General features: G+C 41.8%; 11 protein-coding genes. All 11 read right to left on the bottom strand.

Annotated elements, in window-relative coordinates:
• Positions 1-10 precede the first annotated feature (10 nt).
• The 11 genes from ACXAD1_RS07660 to fapR all read right to left on the bottom strand — a co-directional run bounded on the left by ACXAD1_RS07660 (position 11) and on the right by fapR (position 14,005).
• Positions 11-859, bottom strand: coding sequence for an ABC transporter permease (locus ACXAD1_RS07660; RefSeq protein WP_206836305.1), 849 nt, complete (start codon positions 857-859; stop codon positions 11-13).
• On the bottom strand, positions 856-1,791 hold the full coding sequence (locus ACXAD1_RS07655; RefSeq protein ID WP_474909768.1) for an ABC transporter ATP-binding protein: 936 nt from the start codon (positions 1,789-1,791) through the stop codon (positions 856-858). The genes ACXAD1_RS07660 and ACXAD1_RS07655 overlap by 4 nt, the downstream gene beginning before the upstream one ends.
• A complete protein-coding gene (locus tag ACXAD1_RS07650) occupies positions 1,788-4,163 on the bottom strand; it encodes a hypothetical protein (RefSeq protein WP_474909767.1) in 2,376 nt (791 codons plus the stop codon). The genes ACXAD1_RS07655 and ACXAD1_RS07650 overlap by 4 nt, the downstream gene beginning before the upstream one ends.
• A 302-nt stretch (positions 4,164-4,465) precedes the next feature.
• On the bottom strand, positions 4,466-5,467 hold the full coding sequence (ftsY, locus tag ACXAD1_RS07645) for a signal recognition particle-docking protein FtsY (protein WP_474909766.1): 1,002 nt from the start codon (positions 5,465-5,467) through the stop codon (positions 4,466-4,468).
• 72 nt (positions 5,468-5,539) lie between these two features.
• Positions 5,540-9,106, bottom strand: a complete 3,567-nt coding sequence (gene smc, locus ACXAD1_RS07640; protein WP_206836294.1) for a chromosome segregation protein SMC — start codon at positions 9,104-9,106, stop codon at positions 5,540-5,542.
• 43 nt (positions 9,107-9,149) lie between these two features.
• Entirely contained in the window at positions 9,150-9,890 is a 741-nt protein-coding gene (gene rnc / locus ACXAD1_RS07635; RefSeq protein WP_206836291.1) for a ribonuclease III, read from the bottom strand.
• Between the two features lie 489 nt (positions 9,891-10,379).
• Positions 10,380-10,613, bottom strand: coding sequence for an acyl carrier protein (locus ACXAD1_RS07630; RefSeq protein ID WP_009330799.1), 234 nt, complete (start codon positions 10,611-10,613; stop codon positions 10,380-10,382).
• Between the two features lie 92 nt (positions 10,614-10,705).
• Positions 10,706-11,449 (bottom strand): 3-oxoacyl-[acyl-carrier-protein] reductase, encoded by a 744-nt coding sequence (gene fabG, locus ACXAD1_RS07625; RefSeq protein ID WP_474909765.1) that lies wholly within the window; start codon positions 11,447-11,449, stop codon positions 10,706-10,708.
• Positions 11,446-12,393, bottom strand: coding sequence for an ACP S-malonyltransferase (gene fabD / locus ACXAD1_RS07620; protein ID WP_474909764.1), 948 nt, complete (start codon positions 12,391-12,393; stop codon positions 11,446-11,448). Before fabD ends, fabG begins: the two co-directional genes overlap by 4 nt.
• A 26-nt stretch (positions 12,394-12,419) precedes the next feature.
• Positions 12,420-13,424 (bottom strand): phosphate acyltransferase PlsX, encoded by a 1,005-nt coding sequence (gene plsX, locus ACXAD1_RS07615; protein ID WP_206836283.1) that lies wholly within the window; start codon positions 13,422-13,424, stop codon positions 12,420-12,422.
• Positions 13,425-13,444: 20 nt separating this feature from the next.
• Complete coding sequence (gene fapR, locus ACXAD1_RS07610) at positions 13,445-14,005, bottom strand: transcription factor FapR (protein WP_206836280.1); 561 nt, start codon at positions 14,003-14,005, stop codon at positions 13,445-13,447.
• Positions 14,006-14,107: the final 102 nt, after the last annotated feature.

Raw genomic sequence — 14,107 nt, 5'->3', positions numbered from 1 at the left:
CGAATAAATACTAGCCCTTTTTCATATTGGGACGGAGTTTTTTTATGCTCAGCAGAATTGCTCCAATGAAAATCAAAGTGTACGATATTAAGTATGAAATCCATAAAGGAAATTCAATGCCAGTTGATCTGGCAATTTCATTGGTCATTTCCGGCTCAAATGTGCTCATTAGAATAATGACCGGGTTAAGCATAGCCGGGAAGTATGCAAGAGGATTTGTTGGCTGAGTCCCTGTATAGCCATATGCATTGGTTAATTGCATAAAAATCAAAGTCAGGAATGCCGTTCCTCCAGCTAGGAATAAAGTAACCCCATAGGTGGTAACCATCGAGACAATTGTTTTTCTAATGAGCGTTGAAAATAATATCCCGAGACTTCCATAAACCAGGATGGTAAATAAATAAAATCCCATTGTCGTAAGCAGCTGACCTGGGGAAATACCTCCAAATAAAAACACAAAGCTATAAAGAGGCAAACTTGCCGCAATAAGCAAAATCAAATATGAAATGGAAGAAATCAGCTTGCTCAAAATAATGCTAGAAGAGCTTTGGGTCGTTGTAAGCATGATATTTAAGGTCTGCCTCTCTCTTTCACTGCTGATAACCCCTGCTGTTAAACCGGGAGTAATAAACAGAATCAAGCCAAGCTGCAATATTGATAGGACCATAAACATTGTCCGGCTCTGATCAGGTTTAAAAAAGCCCTGCATGTTATTTGACAATGATTCTATAAAGATAAATCCAACAATGATCAGGCCTAATGCCAGGAGGTAAAAGAGTACCCCAAGGTAGCTTTTAAAGCTGCGGAAGCGGAGCTTAAACTCTTTATTCAGAACAGGATTTACGACTAAATTCTTCATGTCAGCTCAACTCCCTTTGTAATTTCCATAAAGACATCTTCCAGATCCGTTTCTGCTTCAGCAAAGCTGGTGATCGCTAAATTATTTAAAATGGCTCTTTTCAGCAGATCTGTTTGTTCTTCAGCTGTCCCTTTATAAATAAACTGAAACGATGCTCCGTCCTCCAGTAAAGCCATTTTAAATATATTAGGATCATCCTCAAAGAAAGAGACGGCCTTTTCCGAGCTTCCATGAACTTTTACTATGATCAGCCTTTCTCCCCTCAGCTGTGACTGAATATCAGCAACAGACCCCTGAGCCACCAGTTTTCCCTGGTCAATAATACCTATGGTATCGCACATTTCTGCAAGTTCAGGCAGAATATGTGAAGAGATTAAAATAGTTTTGCCCATGCTTTTCAATTCTTTTAATATTTCCCTCATTTCAACCCTAGCTCTTGGGTCAAGTCCTGATGCAGGTTCATCCAGAATCAGCACTTCAGGATCATGGATAAGGCACCTGGCCAGGCAGAGGCGCTGCTTCATGCCTCTTGATAATAGGTCTACATATGATTCTCTTTTATTTGACAAGTTGACAAGGTCGAGAAGCTGCGGTATCAGCTTCTCACGTTCTGCAAATGGTATTCCGTAACTCGCACCGTAGAAGTGCAGATATTCATCAGCCTTAAGCTGGTCATAAACCCCGAAGAAATCCGGCATATAGCCTATCTGCTTCCTCACGAGCTTTGAATCCTTTTGAACATCATACCCGTTTACGTAAGCAGAGCCCGAAGTGGGAGCAAGTAAGGTTGCCAAAATGGAGAAGGTTGTGGATTTTCCTGCACCATTCTGTCCGACAAAACCAAATACACTGCCTTTTTCTATATTTAAATTTAAAGAATCAAGTGCTGTAAATTTTCCGTATCTTTTTGATAAATCCATAATTTCGATCATTTCGCCACCTCCCCTTTGATCGTAATAGCAGGCAATTGAACGAATGGATCACCCTGAGCTGATTTATTCAGCTTCATAATAAAACGGCCTTCTTTCGAAACGAACTGGGTTAAGTCATCTTTACTTGTCAGCTTTACGCTCCTTTGATCCGATTCAATCGGCAGCCACTCACCTGTCTTTTGGTTTTTTATTGAATACTGTACGTTTTGGCTATTGATCCTTACCGATATTTCTTCTAATCTATATGTTTTCTCTTTCAGCTGCTTCGGGAGGCTGAGAATATATTCATATTCTCCGTCTTCAAGCATCATTTCTGCATTCGTGCTGCCCATGCCTTTTTCATAAATCTGGCCCTGAATCACATTCCAATCAGCTGCCATCATTCCATCTTTCAGTGTAAAGGCTCCGGAGAACTCATTTATGGCCTCAAATGGCTGAAGGATCATATTTGTGTTATTCTGCTTTTCCTTTTTCCCTCTCATGGCTACATCAATAATTGATTCTTTTGTGATTCCCGCAATGACTGGCTGAGCAACATCCCCAAGCAGAAATGTAGTGGATGCATATTCCAGCTTTTCTCTTCTTAACCTATTTATATCATTTTGACCATTGGCAGGGTATGCGCCATTAAAAGTTCCTCCATATGGTCTGCTCAGCAGGGATTGTTTTGTGGTTTTATCCACTTTAATTGTCTCATCTTTCTTGATTGGCCCTAATTTGATCGCTTCATTGCCTGACCATATATATAATTCTTCAAAATCATACTCACTTTCGTTTTTGATTGTTCCAGTTAATCTTTTTTCCTTAAGGGTGAGGTCCGCTTTAAACTTCCCATTGATCTCGGTCTTGGCCTTTCCGTATATTGTTTTGGATGACCAATATTCTACCTCAGGGAAAATAATCTCATTGTTTTTTACCTTTTCAGCCATAATTCCGCTTCTAAAGGGATCTGATGAAGTGGAATTGTTTGAATAAACCACTGCATTAAATTCACCTTTGGGCATTGAGAGGATATATTCACCGCTTTTATTTGAAAGCAGGGTTGAAGCCTGATATCCGGTAAGCAGATTGTTATTCACTTTATAGATCCCCATCTGGTTCAGCTGAGGCTGAGAAATTCTGTCTTTTGCTCCCATTCCAAAGACAGCTGTCCCCATTAATATGGCGATGGAAGGAATGATCCACCAGGAATGCTCCCGCTTATCAAGCTTTCTTAAGACAAAATAAAGAACAGGCACTATCAGAATAATATAACCGGCAAAAAGCCCAATAAGCTGCCCTATAGAAAAATTGGATGCAGGGAAGAATTCATTCACTTCTGCAAATTCCCAATAAAGCTGGTCCAGGTAATCCTGAGAATATGGGCTGGATCCAATGGCCGCACCTGATGACTGTTTAATAAAGTCGGCAAACCATGTGTCGTATCCCTGCCATGAAGATAAAGGCTCATCTCCAAGTGAAAAAGCTGTCTGCAGGACCGTCCCGCTTCCATACTCCTTTTTCACCGCTGCTGGAAGATCTCCGCTTTCCGCGATAACTTCCGTACCCGTATCAACTGGACCAGTATAGAAGTTGAGCTCTTTAAAATCCGGCTCCTCTCCCTTTGCCGCCTGCAGGAATTTCACTGCACCAGCGGATTCGTTTTGAGATTTCATTGGCAGCAATGAATATAGCTCTCCATAGGCACCACTTGCATCAGGTCCGCCTCCGGCAATCAATGCTCCACCGTTGTAGACCCATTCCCTTATAGCAGATTGCTGTTTGTCACTAAGCTGGGAAATCTTGTATTCATCAATCAGCAAATAATCGAGTGTTTCCAATCCTGTCGCTTCATCCGGCAAATCTTCCTTATTGAGTTCAATCATCGTTTTTGAAGGAAGTGTCCTCAATTCTTTTACACGGTCATAGTTTTCACTGAGAACACCAATTACTTCAGTTGCCATATCTATAAATTTCGGCTTTAATGTATTTTCGCCTTTAAAACTAACCTTTTTTCTATCTTTCCAATCTCCTTCATAAAGAGTCAGCAATGGAATGTTCTGATACATGGAAGGGTGGTCCTCTGTCATGCCAGGGATGGAAACCAGGTATTCCTTAGCTGTTCCGGCAGGAAGCTCTACTTTTACAGTAACCGCACCGCTCGTATTGTAAGATGGATGGTAACTTATCAGCAAATCCCCGCTAAATGCCTCTCCTGTATTTTCCATCTTAATCCGCAGAGGAAACCCCTCTCCTCTTTTCACTTTTCCTCCAAAGCCCTCATCTAGAGAAACTTTGATGTCTGTGCTGGCAGCTTCTGCTGATTGGAATGGATAAATCATTAACACAAAGCAGAATAAAGCCATAATGATCACTTTTAATTTTCTGTACAACCCAATCTCCCCCATTAAAAATCGTAAGTATCAGCCTTTTGTTTTTTTATAGGCAGTCTTTAAAACTACAATTTATTACAGCCTGATGACTTCTTCCATAGTATAGACGCAGCTTACTGACAAAAAGTTCCTGTGGATAATTATTTAATTCGTTTACAGGACCTCATTTGAAATAAATTTATCAGTATAGTGTAATTTTACACTAAAAAATATAAATTTCAAACTATTTATTAAATTGAAATATATATCATTTTCGATAGAAAAACAGCCGGAGAACTCGCTCTCCGGCTGTTTTTCTATTCTTATTGTTCCTCTTCTTCTACTTCTTTTTCGACTATGTCGGCAAAGAGCCCATAGACATATTGTTCTGCATTGAATTCCTGCAGGTCATCCATTTTTTCTCCTAAACCTACAAATTTCACCGGGATTTCAAGTTCATTTCTGATTGCAAGAACGATGCCTCCCTTTGCAGTTCCATCCAGCTTTGTAAGAACAATACCAGAAACATCAGTGGCTTCCTTGAAGGTCTTAGCCTGAATCATGGCATTTTGTCCAGTTGTAGCGTCCAGAACAAGCAATACCTCATGCGGGGCACCAGGTACTTCCCTTTCAATTACACGCTTCACTTTCTCCAATTCTTTCATCAGATTGACTTTGTTCTGCAGACGTCCCGCAGTGTCACAGATTAATATATCAGCTTTGCGCGACTTTGCAGATTGAACGGCATCATACATGACAGCTGCAGGGTCAGAGCCAGCTCCCTGCTTAATAACATCAACGCCGACACGTTCGCCCCACACCTCAAGCTGTTCAATCGCTCCCGCACGGAAGGTATCGCCTGCTGCAAGCAGGACATTTTTCCCTTCATTTTTGAATTTATGGGCAAGTTTTCCTATCGTCGTCGTTTTTCCGACTCCGTTAACACCAACAAACAGGATAACAGTTAGTCCCTCAGACTGAATATTTAATTCTGTGGAGGTTTCACCTGCGCTGTCATAAATTTCTACAAGCTTTTCTGAGATGACAGCCTGCACATCGCGAGGATCCTGAATATTCTTGCGCTTTACTTCTCTTCTCAGCTCTTCAACCAATTCCATGACAGTGTCGAATCCAACATCCGCCCCAATTAAGATTTCTTCCAGTTCCTCAAAGAATTCCTCATCCACTTTACGATACCTTGAAACAAGGTCATTTACCTTATTTGAAAAATTATCGCGCGTTTTGGTTAATCCGTCTTTAAATTTTTCAGTAACACTATCTGTCTGCTGTGTGATTTTATCTTTTAGTTTTTTAAAGAAACTCATGTTTTCACTTCCTTTTAAAAGCAATATGTATAGGTGCGGAACAGTGTTATAAGCTGTCCCGCATTAAAGCTGCTATTGAGTAATTAGTTCCCTGGTTTCTTCCAGACGTACAGATACCAGTTTGGAAACACCGGATTCCTGCATGGTTACACCGTAAAGGACATCCGCTTCTTCCATTGTTCCTTTTCTGTGGGTGATAACGATGAACTGGGTTTCGTCGCTGTATCTCTTTAAGTATTTGCTGAACCTTTGCACGTTTGCTTCATCCAAGGCTGCCTCTACTTCATCAAGGATACAGAATGGAACAGGACGTACTTTCAAAATGGAAAACAGCAATGCAATTGCAGTAAGCGCCCTTTCTCCTCCCGATAATAATCCGAGGTTCTGCAGTTTCTTGCCTGGAGGCTGTGCGACAATTTCCACACCTGTATTCAATAAATCATCAGGCTGGGTCAAGCGTAAATCGGCTCTGCCGCCGCCGAATAAAGATTGGAAAACCGACTCAAAATGAAAACGGATCCCTTCGAACGTTTCTTCAAATCGCCTTTTCATTTCAACATCCATTTCATCGATAACCTGGAATAACGTATCTTTTGCTTCCTGAAGGTCTGTTTTTTGTTCAAGCAGGAATTCATATCGTTCAGATACTCTGTCATATTCTTCGATTGCCCCAAGGTTCACAGCCCCAAGCTCTTCGATTGCCAGCTTTATGAGTTTTACTTTTTTTCGCGCTTCATCAATCTCAATATCCAGCGGATATTCCTCTTTAGCACCTTCAAAAGACAGCAGATATTCTTCCCTTAAATGATTCAGCCTATTTTCCAGCTCAACATCAAGCCGGTTCTGCTTAACTTCCTCATCTTTCAAAACTTCTACCAGGCCTTTATGCTGGCGTTTTAATTCTTTTGCCTCAAGTTCCAGTTCCTCTAAGGATGTTTGGAGCTTTAAGCGCTCATCCCTTCTTGAAGCAATTAATTCAAGCGTTTCATTCTTTTCCTTTAATTTTTGCTGTGCTGCCTCTTCCAGATGCTGCTCACCTGAAGAGCTATTCGTCATTTCGGATGATAGCAGTTCTAAATCCTCTTTTACTGTCTTCAGCTTATCCCTGTTAACAGCAAGCTCAGAAATTAGTGCGGCTAGTTTGTCCTCAGCATGATTCAGCTGTTCATTTTTGGAAGCAAAGCCGATTTTCAGCTCATTTATTTCAGATACAACAGTTTCCTTTGAAGTCTGCTGGGTGTTTTTTCTTTCTGTTAATGCTTTAATCTCATTATCAAGATCAGCTATTTGTTTTTGCTGCTGCTCCAATAGATCTGCAAGCTCACTCTTTCTGTTCAGCAGTCTTTCTCTATCTTCCGAAAACTGTGCTTTGTCCATATCATAAAGAGATAAGCGCTCATTAATGCTTTTCTCCTCAAACTCTACTTCCAGAAGCTCTCCTTTTACCCTCTGTTCCATCAAACGAAGCTCTTCACCTGTTTTTCTAAGCTGTTCAATGCGTGTTTCCTGTTTTTGAATTTCGCTTTTTTGCAGTTTCACTTGTTTTTCGAGGTTAGCTGTTTTGGATTCCATGTCCACAATTCGTGATTTCAGCTCTTCAAGTTCACCTTTGCGTGAAAGAATAGAAGTGCTTTTCTGTTTCATGGCTCCTCCCGTCATGGACCCGCCGGGATTAACCACATCTCCATCAATAGTAACGAGTCTCACACGGTATTGAAGAAGCTTCGCCAGTTCATTGGCTCCCTTAAGGTCACGGGCAATAACAACATTGCCAAGCAGGTTTTCAATAGCGGACTGATGCCTTCCTTCAAACTGGATCAGCGAAGCAGCTTCACCAATAAAGGCGGGATGGGCTTGAACCGATTGCAGTTGCCCGGTATTAAGCCTTTTCCCCTTCACTACACTTAACGGCAGGAAAGTTGCTCTTCCGTATGAATTCTTTTTCAGGAATTGGATGGCACTTCTCCCATCCTGCTCATTTTGTACGATGATATGCTGCATGGAACCGCCAAGAGCCGTTTCAATCGCCGTTTCGTACTCTTTTGGCACCTGAATTAATTCCGCTACGGCTCCTTCAATTCCCTGCAGCTTGCTGCCCCTTGCTTTCAATACTTCCTTTACACCTTGGAAAAAGCCCGAAAAGTCTTCTTCCATTTCTTCAAGCATTTCCTGCCTGGATTTTGCCTGCTGCAAATACTGATAAGCCTGATACAATGTTTTTTCCTGCTTTTGATAATTATTCTTTAATGATTCAAGCTTGCGGTCTTCATTGCGGAACACATGTACCTGACTCTCTATTTCTTTTTGCAGGCTTTCAAGTTCTGATTGTATCTTTTGCTTTTTCTCTTCGTTTTTCTTGCGGTCGGCAATATACTTTTCGTTATCCATCTCAAGCTTAGAACTGCGCTGACCCTGCTGGCTGAGCTGCTGTTCAATATTCTGCAGTTCGTTTCTTGAAGCCGCCTGGCTATTCAGCACTTCAATATAATCACTTTTCAGCGATTCAATTTTCTCTTCCGTATTTTCACTGAAGAGTTTGAGCTGATCCTGCTTTTCCTTTAATGCTTTCTGAAGTTTAACTGCTTCTGCCTTTACTTTTCCTTTGAGAGTCAACTGCTTTTCTTCTTGCTCTTTTAACTCAGTTATCTTCGAAGAAAGTTCTTCCATATTTCGATGAAGCTGGTCTTTATTCTGGCTGGCATTTTTTTTTCGCTCTTTTAGGACTTCTTTTCTGCCTTCCAGTTTTTCAAGCTCTTCACTGGCATGAAGGAGTACGTCCTGTAAATCATTTACTGATTCATCGATTGCAGCAATATGATCCTTTAACTCTTCCATTTTGGCTTCTTTGTTCTGAATAACTGCCGATAGCTTCATTTCATCTTCTGTATGCCGTTCAAGCTGACGTGAAAGCTGCTCCCATTTTGAATGCAGGTCTTCTATCTCATAGACTGTAAGGGCAACTTCTATTTTCTCAAGCTCTTCCTTCTGCTGCAGATAATCTTTCGCAATCGAAGCCTGAATTTTCAAAGGCTCTACCTGGCTTTCCAGTTCATGAAGAATATCATTCACCCTGTTTAAATTATCCTGGGTTTCAGAAAGTTTGCCTTCCGCTTTTTTCTTTCTTGTCTTATATTTAAGCACACCAGCCGCTTCTTCGAATATCGTCCGGCGTTCTTCAGCTTTGCTGTTTAGAATTTCCTCTACCCTGCCCTGGCTTATTATTGAAAAAGCTTCCCTGCCAAGGCCTGAATCCATAAATAAATCTACGATATCTTTTAATCTGCATGTTTGCTTATTGATTAGGTATTCACTGTCTCCAGATCGGTAGACCCTTCTTGTAACACTGACCTCGCTGTACTCGATCGGCAGACCCTGATCGCCGTTATCAAGGGTCAGTGTCACCTCAGCAAAATTCTGCGCTCTCCGGGAATCACTGCCCGCAAATATGACATCCTCCATTTTCGCGCCGCGAAGGGACTTAGCTGATTGTTCACCCAATACCCAGCGTATGGCATCTGTTATATTGCTTTTTCCGCTTCCATTTGGACCTACAACTGCCGTGACGCCAGGAACAAAATCAACCGTAATCCGCTCAGCAAATGACTTAAATCCAATAACATCAAGCCTTTTTAAAAACAACCCTGCTCCCCCTCTGTCTCCTCCAAGTTTCTATTCTTTGATGTCACTTGATATGATTCTTCAATACTTCAAGGGCCATTTGGGCTGCATGCTGTTCTGCTTCTTTCTTTGATCGGCCAGTGCCTGTCCCAAGCTCCCTGCCATTTAGGGAAACAGTGGAAACAAATTCACGATTGTGAGCAGGCCCTTTTTCCTGAAGGATTTTATATTCAATTGCACCTGCACCATCCCGCTGAACAAGTTCCTGCAGCTGGCTCTTGAAATCCATCACATGCGAAAAAGCACCTGAATCAATCTTTGGAAAAACAACTTTTTCCAAAAAACCGACAACCGTATCTAATCCTTTATCCAGGTATAGTGCACCTATAAAGGCTTCAAATACGTCTGCAAGCAGGGCAGGACGGGTTCTTCCCCCTGTCATTTCCTCCCCTTTTCCAAGCAGTACAAGGCTGCCGAATGACAATTCGTGGGCAAATGAGACCAGGGAGGGTTCGCAGACAACCGCGGCCCTCAGCTTTGTTAATTCCCCCTCGCTCATCATAGGATATTTTAGGTAAAGGAACTTTGAAACAGTCAGTTCCAGGACAGCGTCACCCAAAAATTCCAGCCTTTCATTGTCTTCATAGGGCTTTCTCCGATGCTCATTCACATAAGATGAATGGGTAAAAGCCTGTTTTAATAATTTTTCATTTTCAAATTGAATTCCGATTTCCGTCTGGAATTCTTTAAATTGTTTTTCGATTGCGCGAAATGATTTTCTTTCCTTATCCTTATTGCTGCGCATAATGCATCCACCTTGCTAAAAATTAATATTCTGCATAAGTAAAAAGCTTAAATGGTCTTCCCTAAGTTTACGGAATAAAGATGAAAAACGCAAAAAAACTTCTATTTACCAAAGCAATTTTAGTTTCATTTGGGTACAGCCATCTTCACAGAAGAAAGCCCCGTTATTCAACGGAGCTTTTGCCTTACATATTTACTGTCCACAGCCACCTGCTTCCGGGCTGCAGATTTTTCTCATGCTGCCTTCAATGCCACAGGTAACACCGGACAGTAAACATCTGCTGATAAATTGAAACTCAATCAGTGGGGTGCTTTTCCACAATGATTGTTAGTTGAACCAATCTGGCCATCACGGGCAGTTTGGCTCACGCTTATTAGTTTTTGAGTTCCTCTAAGTCTAGAAACGGGAGTCTTACTGCCCGTTAGACTGCGATAAAAAAATTGCTGCAGCGAGGGGCATACCCTCACTGCAGAGTGGTTCAACTAACGATTATTGGCTAGCTTTTATGTAATTTACAGCGTCACCGACTGTTGCGATTTTTTCAGCATCATCGTCAGAAATCTCCATGTCGAACTCGTCTTCTAATTCCATTACTAATTCTACTACGTCAAGGGAATCAGCACCTAGATCATCTTTGAAAGAAGCTTCCAATTTAACTTCAGATTCTTCAACACCAAGACGGTCCACGATGATCTTTGTTACACGTTCTAATACTTCTGCCATGCTTGTTCACCTCCCCTCAAGTATTATAGATTATTTTTAGACTTAATTGAAAGGTTTTATAAAAGTTTTTTGCATTACAAGCCTGTTACAAGTTACATGACCATTCCGCCATCAACATGAAGGGTTTGCCCTGTCATATAGCGGCTGTCCTCGGAAGCAAGAAACACTGCCACATTCGCAATATCTGCAGGGTCGCCAAAACGCGCCAATGGAATTTGCTTAAGCATCTGCTCTTTTACATCCTCGTTCAGCTTATCAGTCATATCAGTTGTGATAAAACCTGGTGCAATGGCATTGACCGTTATGCCTCTTGATGCAAGTTCCTTTGCAGAGGTCTTTGTCAGGCCAATAACACCTGATTTGGCGGCGACATAATTAGCCTGACCAGGATTGCCGCTTACTCCAACAATCGAAGAAATATTGATAATACGCCCGCTGCGCTGTTTCATCATCTGCCTTGTAACAGCTTTTGTACAAAGGAATACACCTTTCAGGTTAATGTTAATTACATCATCCCATTCGTCTTCCTTCATTCTCATAATCAGGTTATCCTTCGTAATCCCAGCATTATTAATCAGAATATCAAGCTTGCCAAACTTGTCTACTGTTTCTTTTACCATGCTTGCCACGGAATCACTGCTGGATACATCGCATTGGATAGCAAATGCATTTCTGCCTAATGCTTTTATTTCATCAACTACTTCGTTCGCCCTTGCCTCATTTCCGGAATAGTTAACCGCGATATCTGCACCTTGCTTAGCAAGACCCAAAGCGATTTCCCTTCCGATTCCGCGGGAAGCTCCCGTTACTAAAGCGGCTTTTCCCTCTAGCTTCATCTCAATTCCTCCTTCAAGGATTCTGTAACCGTCTGGCAGGATTCAGCATCGGAAACGGCATACGTTTTAAAGGAACGATCTACCTTTTTCACTAAGCCTGACAGTACTTTTCCAGGTCCTATTTCTATAAATGTGTCTACTCCAAGCTCTATCATCTTGCGGATTGAATCCTCCCAGAGTACAGGAGAATAGAGCTGTTCAATCAATCTGCTTTTTATTTCTGCAGCGGAAGTCATTTCAGAAGCCGTAACATTTGCAATGACAGGAACAGATGCATCTTTGATTTCAATCTCGTCCAGGATCTGCCTGAACTTCTCCGCAGCAGGCTTCATTAATTCAGAATGGAATGGACCGCTTACTTCCAGTGGAAGCACACGCTTGGCACCTTCTTCTTTAGCCTTTGCAGAAGCTAGTTCAACACCTGCCCTTGAACCTGAAATCACAATCTGTCCAGGACAGTTTAAATTTGCGAGCTGAACCGGATTGCCGCCTGCAGATACCTCTTCTGTGACTGCAGTAAGCTTGTCCCTGTCAAGTCCCAGTACCGCTGCCATTGTTCCCTCGCCATTAGGAACTGCTTCTTCCATGAACTCTCCTCTTTTACGGACAGCATAAACACCGTCCTCAAAGGATATAGCTTCCGATGCAACGAGTGCAGTATATTCACCAAGGCTGTGGCCAGCCACAAAATCAGGTGCTACGCCCGACCTTTTAAAGTAATCGAGGATAGCAATGCTAGTAGTCAACAAAGCTGGCTGGGCATTTGTTGTTAGCGTCAATTTTTCCTGAGGCCCTTCAAAAATAAGTTCTGATAGTGAAAAGCCAAGTTTTTGATCAGCACTCTCGAAAAATGATTTTACTTTCTCATCCTGTTCTGCTAGTGCTTTTCCCATTCCTGCAGCCTGCGATCCCTGCCCAGGAAATAAAAAGGCGATTTTACCCATCGTGCTTCCCCCCAAGTAAAATAAGTTTATTTAATGGCTGATTTTTCTGCTTCTTTTTCAACTGCTTCCTTAATCGTTTGAGCGACATTGTTTTCTACCATATTCCTGGTCTGTCTGACTGCACTGAATAAAGCTGTTGCATCTGAGGAACCATGAGCCTTAATAACCGGCGCCTTTAATCCGAATAATCCAGCACCGCCGTATTCCGAATAATCCATCTTGGATTTAAGCTGGTATAAGTCAGGCTTTAAGGCAGCTGCTGCCAATTTCGTTTTAAAGCTGCTGGTCAGAGCTGTTTTTAGCATTTTAAATACAGATAGAGCAGTACCCTCAATTGTCTTTAGCACCATATTTCCGGTAAAGCCATCTGTCACTACAACATCTGCAGCTCCTTCAAGCAAATCGCGCGCTTCCACATTGCCGATAAAATGGATATCAGCATTCTTCAGAAGGTCAAATGTATTTTTCGCCAGCTCATTGCCTTTTTTCTCTTCAGTTCCGATATTTAGAAGGCCCACTCTCGGATTGGAGACACCCCGGACCTTTTCTGTATATATGGATCCCATAATCGCATATTGAAGAAGATGCTCAGGTTTCGCGTCTACATTCGCACCTACATCCAGCAAAAGGAACCCTTCCCCGCCTATCGTTGGAAGTGTAGGTGATAATGCCGGGCGTTCAATGCCTTCTATCCTTCCTACCACAAAAAGGCCTGCAGCCATAAGAGCACCCGTGTTTCCTGCAGAAATGCATGCATCCGCTTTACCATCTGAGACAAGCTGTGCTGCAAGCACCATTGAAGCATTTTTCTTTCTGCGCACAGCCCTTACTGGTTCATCATCCGGCAAGATGACTTCATCTGTATGTAAAATTTCAATACGCTCGTTTGAAGTAAGGTATTCCTTTATTTTTGACTCATCGCCAACAAGGGTAATGTGTATATCCTTAAACTCCGCGGCAGCTTTCATTGCGCCAAGGACAATTTCCTTTGGGGCATTGTCGCCCCCCATTGCGTCTATGGAAATTTTCATGATGTTTCATCCTTTAGTGATTATTTTTTTCTGAACATGTCGAATTCGCCCTTAAATACCTGTTCATTATTTACAAAGCTATTGACTTCAACAATCGTCCTTCCGCTATCAATATCGATTGTAAGAACCTTGGCTTTTGCTATCACACGTTCACTTAATCGCACTGGCCTTGTAAATTGAATATTGGCTTTTGCTGTCAATGCCAATTCATCATTTATTACTGCAACCGCCAGTGAGTTAGCCTGGGCAAACAAGTGATGACCCCGGGCTATTCCATTCCGCTTGAAAACATGTTCATTTTTCACATCGAAAATGGATATTGCCGTTTTATCCAATTCTATATCTATTATTTCACCGATTATTTCTTCTATGGGTAAAGATCGGACTTCATCCTCGAAAGTTTTTTCAGCAACATGCTTGATTCTCTCCCGCAATTCCGGAATAGATAATTCCAAGCGGTCGAGCCTGATTGTCTGGACGCTGACAGAGAACTTTTCTGCAAGTTCCTCGTCCGTGACAAATGGATTTTCTTTTATTGTGTCCGTTAATAAATTCTGGCGTTCTTTTTTATTTCTTTTCATTAAAAATCCCACCGTCCGAGATATTAAGACTAGGTACTAATAGTAGTATATAATCAAAAAAAGCAGATTGCAAGAAAGAACTTTTCTGCAATCTGCTTGTTT

The organism is Cytobacillus sp. ABV4_503 (assembly GCF_056158445.1).
This window is presented reverse-complemented; position numbering and strand designations above follow the sequence as displayed.

What these genes read in the sequence shown, in the direction of transcription:
- ACXAD1_RS07660 (WP_206836305.1), bottom strand. Translation starts at nt 859, where the DNA reads ATGAAGAATTTAGTCGTAAATCCTGTTCTGAATAAAGAGTTTAAGCTC.
- ACXAD1_RS07655 (WP_474909768.1), bottom strand. Translation starts at nt 1,791, where the DNA reads ATGATCGAAATTATGGATTTATCAAAAAGATACGGAAAATTTACAGCA.
- ftsY (WP_474909766.1), bottom strand. Translation starts at nt 5,467, where the DNA reads ATGAGTTTCTTTAAAAAACTAAAAGATAAAATCACACAGCAGACAGAT.
- rnc (WP_206836291.1), bottom strand. Translation starts at nt 9,890, where the DNA reads ATGCGCAGCAATAAGGATAAGGAAAGAAAATCATTTCGCGCAATCGAA.
- ACXAD1_RS07630 (WP_009330799.1), bottom strand. Translation starts at nt 10,613, where the DNA reads ATGGCAGAAGTATTAGAACGTGTAACAAAGATCATCGTGGACCGTCTT.
- fabG (WP_474909765.1), bottom strand. Translation starts at nt 11,449, where the DNA reads ATGAAGCTAGAGGGAAAAGCCGCTTTAGTAACGGGAGCTTCCCGCGGA.
- fabD (WP_474909764.1), bottom strand. Translation starts at nt 12,393, where the DNA reads ATGGGTAAAATCGCCTTTTTATTTCCTGGGCAGGGATCGCAGGCTGCA.
- plsX (WP_206836283.1), bottom strand. Translation starts at nt 13,424, where the DNA reads ATGAAAATTTCCATAGACGCAATGGGGGGCGACAATGCCCCAAAGGAA.
- fapR (WP_206836280.1), bottom strand. Translation starts at nt 14,005, where the DNA reads ATGAAAAGAAATAAAAAAGAACGCCAGAATTTATTAACGGACACAATA.